Source organism: Arthrobacter sp. GAS37, assembly GCF_044908325.1.
Lineage (GTDB): Bacteria > Actinomycetota > Actinomycetes > Actinomycetales > Micrococcaceae > Arthrobacter > Arthrobacter ramosus.
In genome coordinates this window covers 137,858-159,837 of record NZ_JBIYDB010000004.1, presented here as the reverse complement: position 1 = coordinate 159,837, position 21,980 = coordinate 137,858, and the positions used below count along the sequence as shown (strand labels likewise).

At 62.1% G+C, this 21,980-nt stretch carries 21 protein-coding genes; 15 read left to right on the top strand and 6 right to left on the bottom strand.

Going from position 1 to position 21,980, the window contains the following annotated elements:
* Positions 1–5: 5 nt before the first annotated feature.
* The 3 genes from ABH924_RS05765 to ABH924_RS05755 form a co-directional block, all read right to left on the bottom strand.
* Complete coding sequence (locus ABH924_RS05765; RefSeq protein ID WP_404497617.1) at positions 6–2,201, bottom strand: S9 family peptidase; 2,196 nt, start codon at positions 2,199–2,201, stop codon at positions 6–8.
* 63 nt (positions 2,202–2,264) lie between these two features.
* Positions 2,265–2,762: a hypothetical protein gene (locus ABH924_RS05760; RefSeq protein WP_404497616.1), complete on the bottom strand. Its 498-nt coding sequence runs from the start codon at positions 2,760–2,762 to the stop codon at positions 2,265–2,267.
* Between the two features lie 58 nt (positions 2,763–2,820).
* Entirely contained in the window at positions 2,821–3,720 is a 900-nt protein-coding gene (locus tag ABH924_RS05755; protein WP_404497676.1) for a signal peptidase I, read from the bottom strand.
* A 27-nt stretch (positions 3,721–3,747) separates the two neighbouring features.
* Between ABH924_RS05755 and ABH924_RS05750 the strand changes: the two genes are divergently transcribed.
* A complete protein-coding gene (locus ABH924_RS05750) occupies positions 3,748–3,834 on the top strand; it encodes a hypothetical protein (protein WP_372460897.1) in 87 nt (28 codons plus the stop codon).
* 98 nt (positions 3,835–3,932) lie between these two features.
* Here the strand turns inward: ABH924_RS05750 and ABH924_RS05745 are convergent, their stop codons facing one another.
* Together ABH924_RS05745 and ABH924_RS05740 are read right to left on the bottom strand one after the other, a co-directional pair.
* Complete coding sequence (locus tag ABH924_RS05745; protein WP_404497615.1) at positions 3,933–4,553, bottom strand: TasA family protein; 621 nt, start codon at positions 4,551–4,553, stop codon at positions 3,933–3,935.
* A gap of 160 nt (positions 4,554–4,713) precedes the next feature.
* Positions 4,714–5,769: an LCP family protein gene (locus ABH924_RS05740; RefSeq protein ID WP_404497614.1), complete on the bottom strand. Its 1,056-nt coding sequence runs from the start codon at positions 5,767–5,769 to the stop codon at positions 4,714–4,716.
* Positions 5,770–6,186: 417 nt separating this feature from the next.
* On the opposite strand from ABH924_RS05740, the gene ABH924_RS05735 reads away from it, so the two are divergent.
* The 13 genes from ABH924_RS05735 to ABH924_RS05675 all read left to right on the top strand — a co-directional run bounded on the left by ABH924_RS05735 (position 6,187) and on the right by ABH924_RS05675 (position 19,168).
* Complete coding sequence (locus tag ABH924_RS05735; protein WP_404497613.1) at positions 6,187–7,149, top strand: plastocyanin/azurin family copper-binding protein; 963 nt, start codon at positions 6,187–6,189, stop codon at positions 7,147–7,149.
* A 210-nt stretch (positions 7,150–7,359) separates the two neighbouring features.
* Entirely contained in the window at positions 7,360–8,040 is a 681-nt protein-coding gene (locus ABH924_RS05730; protein WP_404497612.1) for a PAS and ANTAR domain-containing protein, read from the top strand.
* A 99-nt stretch (positions 8,041–8,139) separates the two neighbouring features.
* Positions 8,140–10,929 carry a PEP/pyruvate-binding domain-containing protein gene (locus ABH924_RS05725; RefSeq protein WP_404497611.1) on the top strand — a complete coding sequence of 930 codons (2,790 nt, stop codon included), beginning with the start codon at positions 8,140–8,142 and terminating at the stop codon, positions 10,927–10,929.
* A 382-nt stretch (positions 10,930–11,311) separates the two neighbouring features.
* Positions 11,312–11,533, top strand: coding sequence for a Flp family type IVb pilin (locus ABH924_RS05720; RefSeq protein WP_404497610.1), 222 nt, complete (start codon positions 11,312–11,314; stop codon positions 11,531–11,533).
* Between the two features lie 52 nt (positions 11,534–11,585).
* Positions 11,586–11,810 (top strand): Flp family type IVb pilin, encoded by a 225-nt coding sequence (locus tag ABH924_RS05715; protein WP_404497609.1) that lies wholly within the window; start codon positions 11,586–11,588, stop codon positions 11,808–11,810.
* Positions 11,811–11,935: 125 nt separating this feature from the next.
* Positions 11,936–12,310 carry a TadE/TadG family type IV pilus assembly protein gene (locus ABH924_RS05710; protein WP_404497608.1) on the top strand — a complete coding sequence of 125 codons (375 nt, stop codon included), beginning with the start codon at positions 11,936–11,938 and terminating at the stop codon, positions 12,308–12,310.
* On the top strand, positions 12,298–13,239 hold the full coding sequence (locus ABH924_RS05705; RefSeq protein ID WP_404497607.1) for a pilus assembly protein TadG: 942 nt from the start codon (positions 12,298–12,300) through the stop codon (positions 13,237–13,239). The genes ABH924_RS05710 and ABH924_RS05705 overlap by 13 nt, the downstream gene beginning before the upstream one ends.
* A 33-nt stretch (positions 13,240–13,272) precedes the next feature.
* Positions 13,273–14,043, top strand: coding sequence for a Flp pilus assembly protein CpaB (locus tag ABH924_RS05700; RefSeq protein WP_404497606.1), 771 nt, complete (start codon positions 13,273–13,275; stop codon positions 14,041–14,043).
* A complete protein-coding gene (locus tag ABH924_RS05695) occupies positions 14,040–15,233 on the top strand; it encodes a CpaE family protein (protein WP_404497605.1) in 1,194 nt (397 codons plus the stop codon). The genes ABH924_RS05700 and ABH924_RS05695 overlap by 4 nt, the downstream gene beginning before the upstream one ends.
* Positions 15,234–16,754, top strand: a complete 1,521-nt coding sequence (locus ABH924_RS05690; protein ID WP_404497604.1) for a CpaF family protein — start codon at positions 15,234–15,236, stop codon at positions 16,752–16,754.
* 7 nt (positions 16,755–16,761) lie between these two features.
* Complete coding sequence (locus ABH924_RS05685; protein ID WP_404497603.1) at positions 16,762–17,694, top strand: type II secretion system F family protein; 933 nt, start codon at positions 16,762–16,764, stop codon at positions 17,692–17,694.
* 8 nt (positions 17,695–17,702) lie between these two features.
* Positions 17,703–18,587: a type II secretion system F family protein gene (locus ABH924_RS05680; protein WP_404497602.1), complete on the top strand. Its 885-nt coding sequence runs from the start codon at positions 17,703–17,705 to the stop codon at positions 18,585–18,587.
* A gap of 125 nt (positions 18,588–18,712) precedes the next feature.
* The gene (locus ABH924_RS05675; protein WP_404497601.1) at positions 18,713–19,168 is read left to right on the top strand and encodes an Hpt domain-containing protein; all 456 of its coding nucleotides are present in this window, start codon (positions 18,713–18,715) and stop codon (positions 19,166–19,168) included.
* 10 nt (positions 19,169–19,178) lie between these two features.
* On the opposite strand, the gene ABH924_RS05670 is transcribed toward ABH924_RS05675, so the two are convergent.
* Entirely contained in the window at positions 19,179–20,018 is an 840-nt protein-coding gene (locus ABH924_RS05670; protein ID WP_404497600.1) for a response regulator transcription factor, read from the bottom strand.
* A gap of 409 nt (positions 20,019–20,427) precedes the next feature.
* Between ABH924_RS05670 and ABH924_RS05665 the strand changes: the two genes are divergently transcribed.
* Positions 20,428–21,972, top strand: coding sequence for a sensor histidine kinase (locus ABH924_RS05665; protein ID WP_404497599.1), 1,545 nt, complete (start codon positions 20,428–20,430; stop codon positions 21,970–21,972).
* Positions 21,973–21,980: the final 8 nt, after the last annotated feature.

The following is a 21,980-nucleotide window of genomic DNA, read 5'->3' as shown; positions in this document are numbered from 1 at the left end:
GAACGCTACTTGAGCCCCGCCCCGGGCAGTAGTTCGACGGCGCCGAGCGAGTCCGCGACGAAGGCATAGTCCCAAGCGCGCTCGCGCCACTGCACGTATCGTCCTGAGGCCCCGCCGTGTCCACCGTCCATCTCGATCTTCATCACGATGGGCGCCGTGCCGGTGGTCTCGGAACGCAGCACCTGGACCCACTTCGCTGGCTCCACGTAGAACACGCGGGTGTCGTTGAAAGAGGTCACTGCGGCGATGCGCGGGTACGAAACGGCGCGGATGTTCTCGTACGGAGTGTAGGACTTCATGTACTCGTACACCTCGGGATCGGTGATGGGGTTGCCCCATTCTTCCCACTCGAGCGCGGAGAGCGGCAGTTCCGGGTCGAGGATGGTGTTGAGCGCGTCCACGAATGGCACGGCTGCCACGATCGCCGCGTACTTTTCCGGTGCAAGGTTGGCCACAGCACCCATGAGCAGGCCGCCCGCGGAGCCACCCATGGCGGCGATCCGCTCCGGCGCCACCCAGCCGGACTGTGAAAGCCAGTCCGTTGCGGCGATGAAGTCCGTGAAGGTGTTTTTCTTGTTGAGCTTCTTGCCGTCGTCGTACCAGCGCCGGCCGAGCTCGCCGCCGCCGCGGATGTGGGCGATCACCATGACGATTCCGCGGTCGAGGAGGGACAGCCGGGCCACTCCGAAGCCGGGATCCATGCTGACCTCGTACGAGCCATAGCCGTAGACCAGGCCCGCAGCGCTTGAGTCCTGCGAAACGGAGGCGTGCCGGAGCACGGACAGCGGCACGCGCGTGCCGTCCGCCGCCGTCGCCCATTCCCGGGCGGCCACGTAGTCGGATGCCGTGTAGCCGCCCAGCACAGGGCTTTCCTTCCGCAGCAACAGTTCGCCGTTCGGCAGCGCGGCGGTGGGCAGCACGAAGTCATAGACCCGCGACGGCGTGAAGAAAGACGTGTATCCGATGCGGATCACCGGGGCTTCGTAGTCCGAACCTGCCACCCCTGCCGTGTACAGCTCCTCGTCGAAGGCAGGCTCAACGGCGGCGCCCTGCGTCGAGGTTCCCAGACCGGCGAGGGGCAGCACCTGCACGCGTTCGATCGTGTCCTGCCGTACCGCCACCACCAGATGCGTCGAGGTGACGCCGGCCCCGTTGACGCGAACGGCGTCGGAATGCTCGACGACGGTGCGCCAGTGCTGCTCAGCCAGCGGCTTGGCGAACTCGGCCGGGTCCGCGATAGACACCATCGAGTTGATGGCATCCTTGTTATGGGTCAGGAGGATGGTCTCAACACCATCAAGCAGGAACGGCTCGGCCTCGTAGAGGATGCGTTCGTCGCGGGAAATCACGGTGGACAGGCCGGCGTCGTAGCCGTCAAAGCGCAGCAAGCGCGTCTCGCTGAACTCCGAACAGCCGATGCTCAGCACGAGGTACCTCCGGTCGGAGGAGAGCTCGAACCCGAGCCACATGGCCACGTCGTCCTCTTGGTAGACGACCTCGTCCTCGCTCACTGGGGTTCCCAGGACGTGCGACTTCACCTGGTACGGGCGCCACGAATCGTCCACCACGGTGTAGAAGATCCGGGTGCCGTCGGGGGAGAAGGCCACGCCGTAGAAGATGTTCTCGATGACGTCGGGCAGCAATTCACCCGTCCGGAGGTCCTTGATGCGGAGCGTGAACCGTTCCTCGCCGGAATTGTCCACCGCGTAGGCATAGAGGTTGCCGTCCAACGTCACGGCACTGCCGCCAACGGAGAAGAACGGCTTGCCTTCCGCCTCGGCATTGCCGTCCAGCAGGACTTCTTCGCCTTGGAGTTCGACGCCGGGTTCCACTGCCGGGGGCGTCCAGTCCGCCACGGGATCGCCGGAGTTTGCGGCCCGGAAACGGCAATGAATGCCGTACTCCTTGCCCTCAACGGAGCGGGTGTAGTACCACCAGTCGTCCTTGCGGCTGGGGACCGAGAGGTCGGTCTCCTGGGTGCGTCCCTTGATTTCCTGGAAGATGGCCTCGCGCAGCGGTTCCTGGTGTGCGGTGACGGCTTCCTGGTAGGCGTTTTCAGCCTTCAAGTGCTCGACGACCTCGGAGGATTCCTTGTCCCGCAGCCATTCGTAGTTGTCCACAAAGACATCGCCGTGGTGCTCTCGGGTGGCGGGCACCTTTTTGGCGACGGGGGGAACTGGGGGCGTGGCAGGCTGGCTCATGGGCTAACTCTATAGACGGCCACTGCCAAGCGACCACCGATTTCGCTCAGGGCGGCCGCTCCGTCAGCAGCCGATGGTCTTTGTGTAGGGTGAACCCGTCCAGATATTGCTGGTTGAGGGCACATGGTATTGGCCGCGGATCTCGAAGGTGAAGTTTCCGTTTTGCCCGTTGTAGGTGTTATTCAGCGTGTATTTCCAGTTGTTTGCAGCGTTGAGATCGCCCGTGTATACAACCCGTGAAGTGTTGTCCTTGACGATCAGCTGATGGTAGTTGGCGCCCGGCACGGGCGTCTTGAGGGTAATGACGAGCGTGTTGTTGTTGCAGGTGGAGGTGACCTGCGAAGCGGTCGGCGTCGTCAGCGTCAGCGTTGATAGGCTGGTTGAACCGCTCGCGGAGTGGGTGAACGCAGCCTGCGCGATACCGGGAGCGAAGACCAGTACCGCAGCCGCTGCCAGGACCGCGGCGATGCGCCCAAGCGCAGGCGTCTTCGCGACGTCGGCGGTGCTCCGGCTTCTACGCAAGGTCAGCGGCTTTCTGTCAGGCCCGGTGGTCCATTCCATTCTTACCGCTTTCGTGCGGTAAGGGCAGGGCGACCGGTTCGGTTCTTTGAAGGGGATTTCATGCAGCGCGCCGGGTGGTGTGACCGCCCAAGGCTTTTTCCAACTGCGGTTGGTGCTGGCGGACGAGTTCCCCGGCTTCAATCGCCGCGGTGTGATCGGTCGTGACCAACGCGTGTTCGAGGCGGACGCAGTGCTGTTCCATCCGGAGCGCCCCCACCATCGAGGAGCTGGTTTTCAGGCTGAGCACAGCATCCATCGCGAGGTCACTGTTGCCGGTGCTCAGTGCGTGGCTGATCTTGTCCACCCGATGGGGCAGCAGCCTGGCGTAGGCGGCGGCGAACTTCTCGGCGGCTTCCTTGCTTTTCATCTCCCTGGCCAGGCGCTTGAGGGGGCGGCGGTCAAAGGCCGGCAGGGCCCGCCCAGCGCCTGCATCCCCAGCGGTGCCGGCGTCCACGGCGTCGTCGTCTTCGGGCTTTTTCCGCCAGATGGAGACGAGAACCATGACCACCAGGGCGGCCGGAGCGCCGTACATCAGGACTTTCAAGACAACGGGATCGCGCAGGGCGCGGATCGCGTTGCCGAGGTAGGGAACGGTGAACACCTGGCGGTCAACCTGGCCTGCTGCCAGGGTTGCTGTCCAGGGGTCGGCGCCGTTGTTGGCGTCGCCCTTGGTTCGGACGGTGGCAGTGCCTTGGTTGTTCACTGCCAGGTCGATGATCCGGTGGGTCTCCACCCGCTGGTCCTCCACCGGAATGTGGTAGGTGATGATGTCCCCGACCTTCAGGTCCCGGACCGCCACGGGAACGGTGACAACCACGTCTCCCGGGTTGATCAGCGGCGACATCGAGCCGGTGAGCATGGTGCTGGTCTGGTAGCCCAGGACGCGGGGTCCGACGGCGAGGAACAGGAACGCAGCGACCGCGGCGACCATGACCGTCGTCGTGATGACGCTGACCATGGCCGGGGCAATCCTTGACCCAGCACCCTGAGTCTTATCGGTTCCGGGCTTTTCGGAGCCGGGCGTCGCCGTCGTTACGGCTGTCGGGGAGACCCGCCGTTGGCGGACCGGTGATGCGGTCATGGCTGGGTCTCCGTTCCTGGGGGAGGCCCTCCGCCGTCGTTTTTCAGGGGGGCTCGACGGCGGAGGGCTGGCTGGGGGTGGGGGCAGGGTTACTGGTTGGTGGCGGTGCGCTGGGTGCCCGTGAAGTTGAACGCGATGGTGCTGCTCTGGTTCTGGAGGGTGTTGTCGGCTGTGGACGGCAGGGTCAGCGTGACCCGCAGGTTATCGGTGTGTCCGGCCGTGACCGAGGTCAGGTTCGCCAGGGCCACGTTGGCCCCGATGACGGGGCGGGAAGCCAGCACCGAAGTCGTGGTGCCGCCGCAGGTGTAGGTGTACGCGGGGGCGGTGCCGGCCTCGGTCCATGCAACGGAGCAGTCATCGACGGCTACCTGCAGGCCCATAGTGGTGTTGGTGTCCAGCAAGGAGGTCGGGGCGGCCGCGGTGGTCAGGGTGATCGCAGACAGCGACTGGTTTCCAGTTGCGTTGCTCAGCGTGGCCACGCGCTGCACGGTGTCGCCGGGGACCAAACCGGAAGCTGCGACGCTGAGCCGGTTCGCGGTGCCGGATGCGCCCAGGGCGATGTTGACGATGCCGGAGGCGACGGTGTTGCTGGCGGAAGTGCTGGAGGTGAAGGCACCATAGGTTCCGAGTCCTGCCACGCCGGCAGCTGTGCCGACCAGGGCCAGGGAAGCAATGACTTTGCCGGTGGTGGTTTTCAGGTTGAGACCCATGATAATTTCCGTTTCTTGAAGCCCGTGAGACCGGGACTTTGCTGTCCGATGACCTCTACTTTCCGGCAGGAATCTTAGGAAGCCGCAAGGATCCCGCAAGCTTTTCTCGAAGATTAGTTAAATATTCAATCAAGATTTTTGCGAGTGTTGAGCAGCCGGCTCAGTAACCGTGGGCTGCTACATACTGCGGGAGCGTGTCGTCCCGCAGTGCCGCGGCCACATCTCCGATTCCCGCGTAGTCCGGCAGCACGATGGATTGTCCGTCCGGGGAAGTACCCGTGCCCGCGGTGGGCAGGGTGAAGAAGACGGAAGCTTTGGGATCCACGGTGCGGAGTCCGTAGGCCAGGATGGCGACGGACATCGGGTCATAGCCGTCGTCCACAGTGAGGTAGTTGGTCGCGAATTGGACGAGTCCCAACACGCTGGCAGGATTCTGGACGCCCCCGGAAAGCTTGACCAAGAGAGCGCGGAGGAATGTCTGCTGGTCGCGGACGCGCTGGTAGTCGCCGTCGGGGAAGGCGTAGCGCTCGCGGACAAACTCCAGAGCAGCCTGTCCGTCCAAGTGGTTGATGCCGGCCACGAATTGATGATGGGTCTCAAATGTGGCGGTGAACGGCAGCGTGACATTGACGTCGATCCCGCCGAGGCCATCTGTCAGGGTCTTGAAGCCGTTGAAGTCCAGCATCACGGTGTGGTCTATGTGCGTGCCCAAGAGCGTCTCGACGGTCCGGACCACCAGGGGGATGCCTCCCACCTCGAGGCTGGCGTTGATTTTGGATGCGCCATATCCCGGGATGTCCACCCAGTTGTCGCGCATGATCGAAATACCATAGACCTTTTGCCGGTCCGCTGGAACGTGGATCAGCATCAGGCAATCGGAGCGTTGATCCGAGGGCTGGCCTGTTGTGACGGTCTGGTTGTTTTGCTCCTTGGCATTCGCACGGCTGTCGCTGCCGATCACCAGGATATTCATGGGCGCCGCCGGAAGCTCCGGGATTGTCGGCGGGGCCGGCAAAGGGGCCGGCGCCGCTGCAGGGGGCGCATGGGTTTGAGTCGCCGACGGCGTGCTGCTTGCCGTTGTGCGCGAGGAGGCGCTTGAGGGCGACGGTCCGGACGAGGTCCTGCTGGATCCGGCGATGACCGCGGCCAGAACCACCCCGAGGGCCAACAGAATTGCCAGCCCCGCCGCAAGCCACAGTCGTCGTCGTCCGTCCATGTCCGGAACGTATCACCCAGGTGGGTTAAAAACGCATCAGGGAAGGCCTCATTTCGGCCACAAAAATCGCCCGCGTGTAGTTCCGGTGTCTCGACAAAATAACGTCTTGGTAGCACGATGAGAGATAAATCTCTCGCCTTCACATGGGCCGGCTTTGCCGTGTCCTTTCGGTTCCGTAATGGGGGGCTCTTAGCCCACGGAGCCGGACGTTATCCCTGCGAGCAAGGGAGGTCTGCATGGCCCCAACGTCGTGGCGCCGCACCGTATGCGGGGGACGGGCAGCAACTGCGAGCTGAAGTTCATAGGGAAGTTCAAGGAAACCGAGTCACCGTCAAACGACGCCATGGTCTCCGGCGCCTCTAGATTTCCAGGCTAATAACAGCCGGTCAGCAAAGATTTTCCTAAGGAATGAGTCTTATGACTGCTCATCCAAAACCCCTTCTATTGCCGCGCCTTCGAGCGCTCATGATTTTGCTCCTTGCCCTGGTGTTGCCGGTGGCGCTCAGCGGCACAGCGGCAGCGGACAGTGGCAAATCCGCAAGGACGTGGACTGTCCAGGTCGGCTCCGAATCGTCGGACCAGGCCATCCAGGGGATGTCCTTCCTGCCGAAGAGCATTTTCATCAATGCCGGTGACAAGGTCACCTGGGAGGCCAACGCGGCCGAAATCCATACGGTCACGTTCCTGGCCGCGGGGCAAACCATCGAATCCACGCAACCCTTTGATCCTTTCAGCCCCCTCTATATATCCGCGCAGGGCGGCACTTCCTACGACGGGCACTCCTATTTCAACTCCGGCGTGATGTCGAACGTCTCGAACAGTGGGTTTGCGGAAGTCAGCTCTTACACCTTGAAGTTCCCGGATACCGGCGATTTCACGTACTACTGCCTGGTGCACGGTGCGGCCCAGAAAGGCACAGTCCACGTGCGGGCCAAAGGTACGGACTACCCGTACAGCCAGGAGCAGTACAACAACCGGGTAGAGCGGGCTGAACGGGCCATCGTCCGTGACGGCTACCAGCAATGGAGGGACGCCCGCGCTCAGGCGGACAACCACACCGTGATTTCCGGAACCGACGACGGCGTCGCCATGGTCATGCGGTTCATCGAACCCAAAGTGGTCATCCACGTTGGTGAGAAAGTGAGCTTCGTGAACAACGGCATGGGCGAGCCGCACACCGTGACCTTCGGTGCCGAGCCCGCCAACCCGCTCCCGCCGCTGGGCGATCCGACGAATTACACGGGCGGGCAGCTCAATTCGGGCATTCTGCCGCCAGGCGTGACATTCACGGTGACCTTCAACAAGGCAGGTGTCTACGACTACATCTGCGCACTTCACGACTACTTTGGAATGGCTGGCAAGGTGGTGGTGAAGGACTAAGCTCTGATTTGAATGCACGCCGGGGCTTGTTTCCCGTACCGGCGGTTGTTTCCTGCATACCCGGGGCTTGTTTCCGAGACCGGCGCTACAAACGCCCGGCTGGGAAACAAGCCCCGGCGCGCGGGCGAGCCGAAGCGCCGACGGTGTAGGCCGTCGTCGGGCGCGCTGTATTCTGTACGCTTACCCTGAATTAATAAGCACGCTTAGGAAATGAGTCTTTGCGCCATGTTGGACAGCCCCCATACGTACTCGAGTGCACTGGGCGCCCCCGGCTTTCTGGCCGGAACTTTCCTCTTCGACCCGCTCACAGGGAAAGCGGAATGGTCCGACGGGCTCTTTAATCTCCACGGCTACCAGCGAGGGGAAGTAGTGCCCACGCTCGAGTTGCTGATGTCGCACAAGCACCCCGATGACAGGCCGAGGGCCATGGAGATCCTGGCTCAAGTATTCCGCGACGGCGGACACTTCTGCATCTACCACCGGATCATTGACGCGCAGGGACATGTCCGTCGGGTGCTGACCGCGGGGAATGCGAAACTGGGCCCATCGGGGACCGTCGCGCTCGAGGGGACCACGATCGACATGACGTCCACGCTGCGGCGGGAAACCGAGCAGGCGGCGCGCGACGCCGTCGCGGGCGCCAATGCTACGCGGGGAGTCATCAATCAGGCTCGCGGCATCCTGATGGGGCGGTTGCTCCTTAACTCCGACGCCGCCTTCAAACTGCTCGTGAGTTGTAGCAGCATGACGAACGTCAAGGTCGCCGTCCTTGCCTCACACCTTGTTCGCGTCGCTGACACCGATGAGGGGCCGGAAGCAATGGACGAGTTCATTCGCGTTCTTCAGGCTTGCGACCAGGCGGCGGTAAAACGCGCGTTGGACCGCCAGTAAGAAGCCGCCCGGCCCAGCCATCGCCTCCCGCCCGACGGCGTGGCAGTATGTTGTGAGTCAGGCTCGATGAGGGCGTCTCCGCGACAAGGAGCGACGGTCATGACCTACATCTACAACTTCGCCGATGTGCAAACAGGCGATGTCGCCGTGGCCGGCGGCAAGGGCGTCGGGCTGGGCAACCTCGTCCGGGCCGGGCTGCCGGTCCCTCCGGGGTTCGTGCTGACCACCGGGGCTTATGAGGCCTTCGTGGAGGCCAACGGGATTCAGGCGCGCATCCAGGAACTGGCGGCCTTGCACTCGGAGGCGACGCCGCAGGACTACGAGGACGCCTCGGCCGCAATCCGGGCCCTTTTCACCGGCGGCACCATGCCTGCGGCCATCGCCTACGAGCTCGCCGCCGCTTATGAAGGCCTCCGCGCCGACGACGACCGCGCCGACGACGTCGACGCGCGGGACGACGTCGACCGCGACGACGGCGTGCCCGTAGCGGTGCGCTCGTCCGCTACGGCCGAGGACCTCGCCTCGGCCAGCTTCGCGGGGCAACAGGAAACCTACCTCAACGTCCGCGGGGCGGAAGCGTTGGATGCAGCAGTTATTGATTGCTGGTCTTCCTTATGGACGGCGCGCGCCATGGCCTACCGGGACCGGGAAGGCATCGCACCGGGCGATGTACGCCTCGCGGTAGCGGTCCAGCGGATGGTCGAGGCCGAGGCGGCCGGGGTCATGTTTACCGCCAATCCGGCCAACGGTCGCCGCGACCAGATCGTCATCAGTGCCGCGTGGGGACTGGGGGAGTCCGTGGTCAGTGGAACAGTCACCACGGATGACCTTGTGGTCGAAGCGGGAACCGGCCGCGTGCTCTCGCGCCGGACGGCCGACAAGGAAGTCATGACTGTGTACGCTGACCGCGTTGCGGAGGGCGAAACTGCGGACCACGAGGCCGAGGAGCAAGGAGGGACGACGGAACAGCCGGTCCCGGCGGCGCTTCGGAAGCGGGCCGTGCTCGACGACGGAGCGGCCGCCGCGCTTGCCCGCTATGGATCACGGATTTCGGACTACTTCGGAACTCCGCAGGACATCGAATGGGCTCGGGCCGACGGCAATTTCTTCATGCTGCAATCCCGGCCCATCACGGCACTGCCGGAACCCGTAGCTGACACACCGGACACCTGGCCGTTGCCCTACCCGAAGGGGCTCTATTTCCGGGCGAGCATCGTGGAACAACTGCCGGACCCGCTCTCCCCGCTGTTCGCCGACCTCATTGACGGCTCGGTCACCCGTTCGCTCAAGACCCTGATGAACGAGGCCGTCGGGAGTGACGTCGTCAGGGATGGCGACGTCGGACTGCCCACTATCAACGGGTACGCCTACTATTACTACCGCACCGCGGCAATGTGGCGGGTGATGGGCAAGGCGCCGGCGGCCATGGTCGCCCTGGCTCGCGGCAAGGCGCACATGGGCATGGATGGTTGGCGGGAATTCTCCCATCCCCGCTACAAGCAGGTGCTCAAGGACTGGTCGGCAAAGTCGATGGGGGAGCGTTCGGGAGAGGAGCTGCTTGAGGGTGTCCGGACGTTGCTGGACGCCGGAACCGTGTACTACACGGCCGTGGAGTCAGTCATTCCGATCGCTGCCACGAGCGAAATCTCCTTCCGGGCGTATTACGACAAACTTATCCGCCGCGCGGGAGATCCCCCTGCCGAGACATTCCTCCTTGGCTACGACAGTGAACCCATCCGCGCGGAGAAATCGTTGTACGACCTCGCGGCCTGGGCCCGGGAAGTTGAGGGACTGGCCCCGGCGATCCTCAATCAACCGACGCCGGCACTGGCCGAGTCGCAGCGCAGCTGGCTCCCTCCCGCCGGCATCGACCCGGCACTCTGGCAGCAGTGGCATCCACGCTTCCAGGCCCATCTCGATCGGTTCGGCCATGCGGTCTACAACTTGGACTTCGCCAGCCCGGTGCCGGCGGACGATCCTTCGGCGCTGCTCGACACGGTGAAGTTCTACCTGCGGGGACAAGGCAACGACCCGCATGAGCGCCAGCGGCTCTCGGCCGCCCGGCGGGAGGACCAAACCGAGCGGATGCTCTCCCGGCTCGGACAGACCCGGCTCGGGCGGAGTCGCAGAGTCCCATTCATCCGTCTGCTCCGGTGGGCGCAGAAGTCCGCACCGATCCGCGAAGATGCCCTGGCCGACGTCGGGCTCGCCTGGCCGCTGATCCGGCGGATGCTGCTCGAAGTCGGACAACGGCTAGTGTACTCCGGCGTCATCACCGGTCCCGCCGACGTGTTCTGGCTGCGCCAGCAGGAGCTGCAAAGCGCCGTCGAGTTCGGCCTCGCCGCGCCGCAACCGCCGGGCACGGCGGAACCGCCCGCACCGGTGGCGGTGGCAATTACGGGGGCGGCGCGCCCCGTCCGCGCCGACGTCGTCGAGGAGCGCAAGATGCTTTGGCGGGGCCAGGCCAAGGCGGCCGCTCCGCAACTGCTGCCGGAGACCCGTTGGATGAAGCGCACTTTCGAATCGATGATGCCGGCACGCTCGCAGGACCAGCCGGGCGACGTCATCAAAGGGGTCGGGGCCAGTGCGGGCCGGGTCAGTGCTCCTGCGCGAATCCTGGGCGGGCCGCAGGATTTCGGCCAGATGGTGCCCGGAGAGGTTCTGGTTGCCCGTATCACCACTCCCGCGTGGACCTCGCTGTTTGCCATGGCCTCCGCCGTGGTCACCGACGTCGGCGGCCCGTTGAGCCACAGTTCGATCGTGGCCCGGGAGTACGGCATCCCCGCGGTACTCGGCACCGGAGTCGCCACCCAGCGGCTCACGAGCGGCCAACAAATCACCGTCGACGGCGACGCCGGCACCGTGACCGTCGAGCACCCACCCGCCTAGCCCCCCCTCCGACGCTCACTTATGTGGGTGTTTGGCCGGACGCTCGCTCACTTGATCTGAGCGAGCGTCCGCGGTTTTGGCGATATATCTGAGCGAGCGTTTCCGTTTTTGGCCTTATATGTGAGCGAGCGTCCCGGGGTGATGTACCCGGGGCTGGTCTTTTAGGGCCCGACGGCGGCAATCCGGTTGCGCTGTTTTCCCACCTTTGGTCGCGCGCCAAGATCGCAGGGTTTCCCTAGGTTTAACCCAAGAAATGCGCAGGATCGCGAGTCTTGACACAGGTTGTCCCAAGGACTGCTCCACGGGGTATTTGGCCTTGCTAAGTTGCTTGTGGGTTGGTGCTGGACCAGCCCACATCCCCCAACTCGCTCAGGAGTTTCACATGTTTGCTTTCTTCTCCAACACCGCATCGCGAATCCGCCGTGACGAAAAGGGCGCCACCGCCGTCGAATACGGCATCATGGTTTCTCTCATCGCTGTCGTCATCATTGTCGCCGTCACGCTGCTGGGCGGGACGATCAAGGACACGTTCACCAACGTCCAGTGTTCCGTGGCCGGCAAAACGTACGTCGCAGGAACGACCGCCGGCACTGGCAAATGCTAGTAGTAAGTTCGCGTCCTGCCAGATCGTTTGCCCCTGTCAGCAAGGAGCCCAGATGCTGTCCGCTTTTCTAAAGTCCGTTTCTCACGCACGGCATGACGAAACCGGCGCTACCGCCGTCGAATACGGCATCATGGTTTCCCTCATCGCTGTCGTTATCATTGTCGCCGTCACGCTGCTGGGCGGGACGATCAAGGACACGTTCACCAATGTCCAGTGTTCCGTGGCCGGCAAGACGTACGTCGCAGGAACGACCGCCGGTACCGGTACGTGCCCTTAGGAGTCGCGCCGCACAGTGCCCGGGAGGCAATACCGGCACACCAAGCAATTCCCGAGTGGCGGCGGCATTCAGGCGGCCGCCACTCTGCTTGATTCGAACTATCCGTTCTCTGGAAGGGCAACAGTATGCCGAGGGCATCAGAGCGCGGTGCCGTGGCAGTCGAGTTCGCCATCCTGGCACCGGTCCTGATCATGCTGCTCTTGGGAATCATGGAATTCGGCAGGGTCTACAACGTGCAGGTGTCGCTTTCAAATGCAGCCCGCGAAGGAGTCCGCGTCATGGCGATTTCGAATGACCAAACGGCTGCCAAGACCGCAGCGAAGAACGCCGCCGTGTCGCTAAATCCACAACTGGCGGATGCGAACTTCACCTTCAGTCCCGCCAGCTGCACTTCCGGCGCCCAGATGTCCGTGACCATCAAGTACACGCTCAGCACGCTCACGGGAATCGCGGGGCCTTTCCCCATGCAAGGAGTAGGGGTCATGGTATGTGGCGGCTGATGGTCCGTGACGACGGCGAGCGCGGTGCGATCGCCGTTCTTGTCGCTCTCTTGCTGGCGGTGTTGCTCGAGTTTGCCGCACTCGCCGTGGATGCGGGAATGCTCTACTGCTCATCGACGTCTCCAATCGCAACCAGCATCGCAAACAAGAACGCCATCGACGGCCTGAACAACGTCAAATCGGTCAGCCTGGACCTGACAAACCGGAAGGTAACAGTGACCGCCGGAGCCCAGCAGGCGGGCGGCGCGCCGAACGCCGTCTCGCTCTTCTTCGCCCGCGTCCTTGGATCCAACACAGCCGACGTCATTACCACCTCGACCGTCCAGTGGGGGAGCGCCGTCGCCGGCACGACCCCTTTTCCTCTCACATATTCCATCTGTCAAGTGCAGGGATATATCGGCGGGGCCCTCCAGCTACTTCAGGACCATGGCTCCGGCGCCAACCCCAGCTGCAATTACGGCCCGTCGGGAGCCACCGTACCTGGAGGGTTCGGCTGGCTCGCCCAGGATCCCGGATTGTGTGGCAGCACGATCAACCTCGCCGCCAGCGAAGCCGGCAGTGCCTCGGGGAACAGTCTGGGTAACTGTTCAACCACTCTTCAAAAGTGGGGCGACACGCTCACCGCTGGCAGGGATGTGATCGTTCTGCTCCCTGTCTTCGACGTTGCAACAGGTACAGGAGCCGGAGCTATCTACCATCTTGTGTCCTTCGCCGCATTCAAAGTGACGGGATGGAAGTTCAGCGGCGGCAACAACAGCCTTCCGGACAGTTTCCGTAACACAAGTCCTTATGTGTCTTCAACGCTTTCCTGCACCGGAGGCTGCCGCGGAATCATCGGGAGTTTCGTCAAGTACGTCTCGCTCGCGGACGGCTACTCGCTGGGGCCCGTAGACGCCTACGGGGCAACCATTGTCCGCCTCACCAACTAGTTTTCATCCATTCTTTGAGCACAGGAGTAGTAAGTGAAGTCACGCTTGTTGGCCGGCTCGGCAGCGGCACTGCTGGCCGTCGTCGGGGTGATTCTCGTATTCTCCTATGCGCAAGGCGCGGATCAACGGGCAGTCCAGAACCTGGCGCCTGTTGAGGTGTTGGTGGTCAAGACGGCCATCCCGGCCGGCACCTCTGTTGACGCCATGAAGGATTCTCTCGATACCCAGCAGCTGCCGGAATCGGCCGTCCCAAAGTCGGCGCTGCATACGCTGGGGGACTCAGCGGGCAAGGTCGCCGCCGTCGACCTCGTCCCAGGCGAGACGTTGGTGGCCGAACGTTTGGTGGCCCCGGATGCGCTCAAGTCTCCTGGGGACGTCAAGGTGCCGACAGGGCTTCAGGAGGTCTCATTTCAACTGGAACCCCAGCGGGTAGTCGGGGGACTGCTGGTTCCAGGTGACCACATTGGGATATTCATCTCCATGTCCAGCGGCGGAATCGACGCGAAGCCGGACAAGCCAACTACCGAACTGGCGATTCACAAGGTTCTTGTGACTATGGTCCAACGCGCCCCCCAATCGGCAGCGAGTGCACAAGCGACGCCGAATCCCAGTTCCGGTGCCGCAGGATCCAAGGACAGCGCACTTCCCACCGGCTCCCTCCTACTGACCGTTGCCGTGAGCGACGTGGACGCATCCAAGATTGTCTTCGCCGCCGAGTTCGAAAAGATCTGGCTCAGCAAAGAGCCGTTGGATGCCAAAGACAGTGGCCCCACCGTCATGCAGCAGAGCGGGGTCTACAAATGAGCCGCTTTGTCCTGATAACTCCCAACACCGATTTTGACCAGCGGTTGCGCCAAGCTGTTGCGGGCGGCCTGCCCGGAAGCGTGCAGACCTTCTTCACGAGCATTTTGCCGGCTGACCCAGCCGAACTGTTCGGCGCGCTCAATCAGGAACAACTCGAAGTGCTGATTCTGGGACCTGATGTGCCCGTTGAGGACGCCCTTCGCCTGGCCACGGTTTTCGATGTGCAGCTGCCGGAGCTGAGCGTGATCCTTGTCAGTGAACTGGATCCCGCATTCGTGCTCCAGGCCATGCGGTCCGGCATTCGCGACATCATGAGCCCGGCAGCGGACCTGGCCCAGATACGGGTGATGCTTGAGCGCGCATGTCAGTCTTTCGCCAGCCGTCAGCGCACCATGGAACCCAAGCAAGCGGGCTCCCCGAAAGGCTTGGTGATCGGCGTCTTTTCGCCCAAGGGTGGCGTGGGCAAAACGACCATCGCCACGAATATCGCCGTGGGGCTGGGCAAGATCGCGCCGATGAGCGTTGTGATCGTGGACCTGGACCTGCAATTCGGTGACGTCGCCTCCGGGCTCTACCTCAATCCGGAGCACACTGTCACCGACGCCGTTACTCCTTCGGCCAGTCAGGATTCCCTGGTGCTCAAAGCCTTTCTGACTGTCCACCCGGCAAGCATCTATGCCTTGTGCGCGCCGAAGGACCCCGTCGAAGCGGACGAGATCTCGCCGCAACAGGTGGGTCGGCTCCTCGAACAGCTGGCGCAAGAGTTCCAGTACGTGGTGGTGGACACTGCGCCTGGGCTACCCGAGATCGGGCTCGCTGCCCTCGAACAATGCTCGGACGCTGTCTGGGTGACTGGCATGGACGTTCCAAGCGTCCGAGGCCTCCGTTCCGGCCTGGACATTCTCCGCAGGCTGAATCTCTTGCCGGAAACCCGGCACGTGGTGCTCAACATGGCTGATTCCAAGTCGGGGCTGTCGGTTCAGGACGTCGAATCGACCGTCGGTGCTCCGGTTGATGTGAGTATCCCTCGATCGAAGGCCGTAGCTTTTTCCACCAACCGCGGCATTCCCGTGCTCCAGGACGCGGTGAAGGATCCGGCCGTCAAAGGACTCAAGCAACTTGTCGAGCGTTTCAATCCAACGTGGCGTGCCACGGCGCAGCGCAAACTGCACAGAAGGGTAGTGGTCTAGATGAAGCTGTCTGAACGCCTGCATGCCGCCGAGGACAGCCTCGAAGGGTCCGTCGGCCCGGGGGCAGAACTTGGCCCGAGCACGCTGTCTACGCCTAAACCGACATTCGCTGAGTCCACTCAGCAAGTCAGGCTAAATCCGGCCGGGAGGCCTGGCGGTGCCGTAAAACCCCACACTTCAGTGAAGCTGTCCGACCTCCCGGACTCGCCGAAGCCTCGAGCCCAGCAACCGGTGGACGCCTTCGCTGCGCTCAAGCGGCGCGCCGCCACCGCATTGTTCGAGCGGCTCGGGGCGAGGTTCAACGACTCGAGCGTCAGCGAACAGGAGTTGCGGTCAACTGCTCGGGAAGAGCTCACCCGGATCATCGACGCCGAGCAAGTCCCACTGTCTGCGGACGAGCGCAGCAGGCTCGTCGCGGACGTGGCGGATGACGTCCTCGGCTATGGGCCGCTCCAACGATTGCTGGACGATCCGGAAGTTACTGAAATCATGGTCAACAGGATGGACCAGATTTACGTCGAACGAAAAGGCAAGCTGACCCTGACGGACTCCGGATTCAGCTCCGAGGACCATCTCAGGAGGGTCATTGAACGCATCGTTTCGAAGGTGGGGCGCAGGATCGACGAGTCATCTCCGCTCGTCGACGCGCGCCTTGAAGACGGCTCGCGCGTCAATGCCGTGATCCCTCCGCTCGCGGTGGGCGGCTCGTCGCTGACAATCCGAAAATTCAGCAAAATACCGTTGACCATCAGGAATCTGATCGATTTCGGCACCCTCACGCCCGAGATGGCCGAACTCCTCAATGCTTGCGTCAAAGCGAAGCTGAACATCATTGTTTCCGGAGGTACCGGAACCGGCAAGACCACGTTGTTGAATGTTCTTTCCTCCTTCATTCCGGAAGACAACCGCATCGTCACGATCGAGGACGCCGTAGAACTGCAGATCCAACAGCAACATGTGGTCAGGCTCGAGAGCAGGCCGCCGAACACCGAGGGCAAGGGTGAGGTGACCATCAGGGAGTTGCTACGGAACTCCCTTCGGATGCGGCCCGATCGGATCGTCGTCGGCGAGGTCCGCGGCGGAGAGTCTCTCGACATGCTGCAGGCGATGAATACCGGTCACGACGGTTCCCTCTCCACGGTCCACTCAAATTCCCCTCGCGACGCAGTGGCGCGCCTTGAAACCCTGGTGCTCATGGCGGGCATGGACCTGCCACTGCGCGCAATCCGCGAGCAAATTGCGTCCGCCGTGAATCTCATCATCCAGATCTCCCGGTTGAGGGACGGAACGCGCCGCATCACGCATGTGACCGAGGTGCAAGGCATGGAAGGCGACATTGTCACCCTCCAGGACGCTTTTGTCTTCGACTACTCTGCTGGTGTTGACGCCCACGGGATGTTTCTTGGACGGCCCGTGCCAACGGGTATTCGTCCGCGGTTCATCGACCGCTTCGATGACCTGGGCATTCGTGTTTCTCCCGGAGTATTTGCCGCTCCCTTGGCAACGACTGCAAGGACGTGAGCAAGCCATGATGCTCTTGACCGGAATGGCCTTGATGCTTTCAGCCATCCTGCTTTTCGGGGTGGCCGTGATCTTGCCGAAAACGGCCGAAGTTCCGTTGGATCGGAGACGGCCTTACCGAATAGGCTCGGGCTCCCAGCTGACGCGCTTTGCTGGTTCTGCCGCCGATGTACTTCACGGGTTCCTAACGAGGCGCCACATCAGGCTCTTCAACCGCGAAGAACTGGAGAATGCCGGGCTGAGAATGAGCCAAGCAGACTTCTTCATTCTAGTGATTTCCGGGGCCTTAGTTGGTGCCTTGATCGGGCTCGTCGTCGGCGGCCCATTGGTGGCCGTCTTATTCTTCATCCCGGCACCCTTCGTGGCACGACTCCTCCTCGGCTCCCTGGCCGGCAAAAGGCGCGGGAAGTTCGATGCGCAGCTCGGTGACACACTCCAACTGCTGTCCGGTGGCCTGAGGGCCGGGCACAGCATACTTCGTGCCATCGACGCCGCGGCCACCGAATCGGCCAGCCCCACGGCCGAGGAAATGCGCCGGATCATCACAGAGACAAGTCTAGGTCGCGATCTCCAAGCCTCGCTCAGCGATGCAGCGGAGCGAATGCGGAGCGAGGACTTCGTATGGATAGCGCAAGCCATCCAAATCAACCGCGAGGTGGGCGGAAACCTTGCGGAGGTGCTGGACCAGGTCAACGAGACCATACGCGAACGCAGCGAGATCAAGGGACACATCAAATCTTTGGCAGCGGAGGGTAAGTTTTCGGGATACATCCTGATGGCACTTCCCTTTGGCATCGTCATCATGCTCATGGTTGCCAATCCCGGCTACATGGACGCGATGTTCACCCATCCGCTTGGTTGGGGAATGATAGCGGGGTCAGCCATCCTCATGACCATTGGTGGTCTCTGGATGCGCAAGATCATCGACTTGAAATTTTGAGGTGAACAATGAACCTCCTGCTCCTTCTGTCTTTGGTGCTGGTGCCCCTGCCTATTGCCTACCTCGCGTGGTCATTCCTGTCCGTTGACCGCAAAGCCCAACGCGCAGTCCGGGAACTTTTGACGCGGGGTGAAAACGTTGCTGAGGGGGGTCCGCAGGCTCGGGGCGGCGTACTCGAACTCATAGGCTACCGCCTGACCCCAGGAAGCTACGTCCAGAAGCTGGATAGGTTGCTCGCGTTGGCCGGCCGTCCGCCGTCGCTCCCTTTGGGACGCGTCCTCGCAGCCAAGCCCACACTCGGATTGTGCGGCGCACTTTTGGGTCTATTCATCAGTACCAACAGCTCGAGCGGGATCATCAAGCTCGTGGGGATATTTGTTATGTTGCTTGGTTACTTCATCCCAGATCTGATGCTTTACAGCAAAGGACAGGAGCGTCAAAAAGCAATGCAATTGGAACTCGCAAATACCATGGACCAAATGTTGATATCGGTCGAGGCCGGCCTCGGTTTTGAAGGAGCAATGGCCCGCGCGGGAGAAAATGGGAAGGGGCCGTTGGCTGAGGAGTTGGTGCGGACGCTGCAGGACATGCAGGTTGGACGGAGCCGCCGCGAATCCTATCTGGCACTAGCCGAACGCACTAACGTTCCTGAACTCCGAAGCTTCGTACAGGCCGTGATCCAGGCGGACACTTACGGCATTGCCATCAGCCGCGTCTTGAGGGTCCAAGCCAAGGTCATGAGGGTGAAGCGCCGTCAACGCGCGGAAGAGAAGGCGATGAAGCTTCCAGTGATGATTCTGTTCCCTCTTCTGTTCTTCATCTTCCCGGTGCTGTTCATTGCGATCCTGGGCCCGGCCGTCATCAACACCATAACCACCTTCAGTGGCGGCTAAGCGCAATATCACATTCTCCGAATTGGGCGCTGGGGATGAAAAGAGTCAAATCAAGAAAGACCTAAGATTTCCTTAAGATAAGCCTAAGTTCGGTTTTTCCGGAATTCAGAAAGTAGCATTGGGCTATGTTCAGTTCAGGTTCCAGCGAGGTCAACGAGGATGCAGACCCCGGCCATGCGGGCTTTGCAGACGACGCCAACAGGCTGCCCGCCGTCCCTCTTACCGAACTTCCCATACTGGATCTGGCAGAATTCCAACTCCTGGAAGATCAAGTGGACAATCCGCTGATCGCACGCACGTTTGCCGGCGACTTCGCGAAACTCTGGGGGAGGCGATACGAAATCCTGGCGACCGCCGTCGAGGGCGGTGACGTGGCCGCCGCCCTGAGTGCGGTCCTGAGCCTCAGAACTTCTTCCATTATGGTTGGCGGTGTTCGTCTCGCGGTACTTGCAGCACAACTGGAGGAACGCATTCGAAAAAGTGAATTGGGTGAGGCCCGGCCCCTCCTCAAGGAAGTTGCAGAATGCGGGCACCTAACGGTCCAGGAACTAAAGGACAGCTACGTCCTCCGGAACGATTGACCTCCGCCGCTTAGTCCGACGTTTTCGGCGTGAGCCGATACCCGACTCCTCGGACGGTCTGTAGAAAGCGCGGCGATTGTGGATCTTCGCGGAGCTTTCGGCGGAGGTTCCCGATGTGGGTCTCAACAGCCCGTTCGTCGGCGTCGCTGATGTACGCATCGTCGTCGTAGTAGTCACCGCGCGCAGCCCTCACGAGGTCGGCGCGCGTCCGCACCTCGCCTTTCGCCCGAAGCAAGTCGAAGAGCAGATCGAATTCGCTTCTCGTCAACGTCAGGGCTGAACCTTGAAGCGTCACCGTGCGTGATTTGAAGTTCAGGGCCAAGCCATTGTGCCTAATCACCGCTTGCTCGGCCCCGGCCGTACCGGCCCCGTGAGCACCGCCGTCGGCCGCGCCGCCGTCGGGACCGGCGTAAGCACCGCCGCCCGCACCGCCCGAACCACCCCCGCGGTCCGCCTCCGGCAACGCAAGCCCGCCTTCCGCCCGAGGCCGCCGCATCATGGCGGTGACCCGGGCCCTCAATTCACGCGGCAAGAACGGCTTCTTGACGTAGTCGTCTGCGCCGGTGAGGAAAGCCGTCAATGTGTCCGGCTCGTCGCGCCTGGCCGTCAGCATCACGACATATGCGTCGCTGAACTGCCGAATTCGCCGCAGGACCTCGTGGCCGTCCATATCGGGAAGCCCGACGTCGAGCGTCACCACGGAGGCGTGGTGATCCCGTACGACTTCTACGCCTTCACGTCCGGTGGCGGCAGAGTGCACCACAAATCCAGCTTCTTTGAGGATGGCGTCAACCAGATTTCGTACATCTTCGTCATCCTCAATGACTACAGCTACCCCAGGCTCGCTCATTGGACATCCTTGAGGGTGGACATGGCCGCATAGCCCAGCGCAATGCAGTATATGCCACCCAAATACTCACGATACAAGCATTGAAGCCATCTGGCATCTAATATGTGAATTAAGCGCTGCCCCAAACTTCCAGTTGGATCGTTCGGGCCGTCGTATTGTGGTTCCTTGGGGGAATAGTCGGCTCCGTGCGGTTCCTTCGGGAATCGCGTGGAGCAGCAATTGGTTCGCGAATCTCCAACGAAGGGTCTTGACTTTGAGTGAGCAGCCTTTTTTCCGCGCGGCCGCCCGTTTCTTCAGAAAACTCACACCTCGCGCCCGCCTGGCAGTCTGTGAATTACCACTAACGCTCATCATCGCCGGCCTGGCGATCGCGGCCCCTACTCTTTGGCCAGGCTTAATCCAAAATTGGTTGTTCGTCACTGGAGTCCTCCTCCACGGCATCCTGTTCCTGAGCTGCTTGCTGGTTCCTTGGGAACGATTGGCGCCGGACGCAGGCCTGGCAATCCCTATTTTGGATTTTGTTGCGCTCTGGTTCACGCGAAACGGCGCCTTCAACGCGATACCAGGCCTCATCACATTGGCTATCTTTCCCGTGATCTGGTTGTCTGCCTCAGGCATGCTTTCCAAGACAAGCCTGATTCTCAGCTTTGTGGGTCCTTTCCTCATTGCGTTTCCGCAAGTGGTTACGCACTTGCCCCGTCCCACCCCATCAGACATTTCTTCGGTGTTGCTTTTGCCCCTCATGATGTTCGCAATGGCCGTCTCCATTCGTTTGGCTGGCTCCAATGCCCGTCTCCAGCAACGGCGGGTAAAACAGCGGGATCAGGTTCTGCGGCAATTGTTGGCCGCTAGCCGGGAGCGGGAGACCCTGCTCAAGACAATCCTGGACACGATCGACGTCGGAATTGTCGCCGTCGATTCGAAGGGCGAGACTCTCCTGATCAACAACCAACAAAAGGCATTCCTACGGATGGGACTGCCGGCGGAAGGCTCACCGAGGCCCGCGGAACAAGACCGGCCGGTTTTCGGCCAGGACCGGCGGACCCCGCTTCCACTTGAAAAGAGCCCTATTCGAAGGGCCGTTCAGGGGGAAACATTTTCCGACTACCTCCTTTGGTTCGGCGCCGGTACCGAGCAACGGGCCATCTCAACCGCCGCGCGGGGCATGAAAAACGACTCCGATGATGGGTTTGGCGGTGCGGTCATCGTTTTCAGGGACGTCACGGATATTGTCGATGCCCTTGCGGCCAAGGACGAGTTGGTTGCCAACGTTTCGCACGAATTCGGTTCGCCGCTGACATCGATCTTGGGCAACATCGATCTTGTGCTCCGCGGCGCCCAAGAACTCCAACCAGCAACGAGGAAAGGATTGGAAGTCGCGGAGCGCAATGCCGAGCGGCTCCGTGCCCTGGTTGAAGACCTCCTTTTGTCAGCCGTCACCGTGGATAGCGTGAATCCGCGGCGCACTGATTTGGCTGGCCTGGTGGAAAACAGCTTGGTTTCTGCGCAGGCGCAGGCCGACGCTGCCCATGTGGGCCTTGTTGCAGACGTACAGGCGCCCCTGTGGGCGAATGCCGACCCCTTGAGGCTGGGGCAGGCCTTGGACAATTTGGTTTCCAACGCCATCAAGTATTCGCCTGGCGGCGGATTAGTGACGATAAGGGCGGAGCGGAACGACGGCTGGGTCCAGCTTGAAGTACAGGACACGGGAATGGGCATGACCATGGATGAGTCGGCCAGGATTTTCACCCGATTCTTCCGCACAAACGCTGCCCGTCAGGCCGCGATTCCAGGCGTTGGCCTCGGCCTGTCCATCACCAAGTCCATCGTGGAACGCCATGGAGGCAGCATCACTTGCAGCAGCAAGCCGGGCAGCGGAAGCACATTTACGGTGGCGCTGCCCGACGGGATGCCTTCGGAGCCTTCACGGACAGACGCGCCGGCACTGTATTAGGCCGGCAC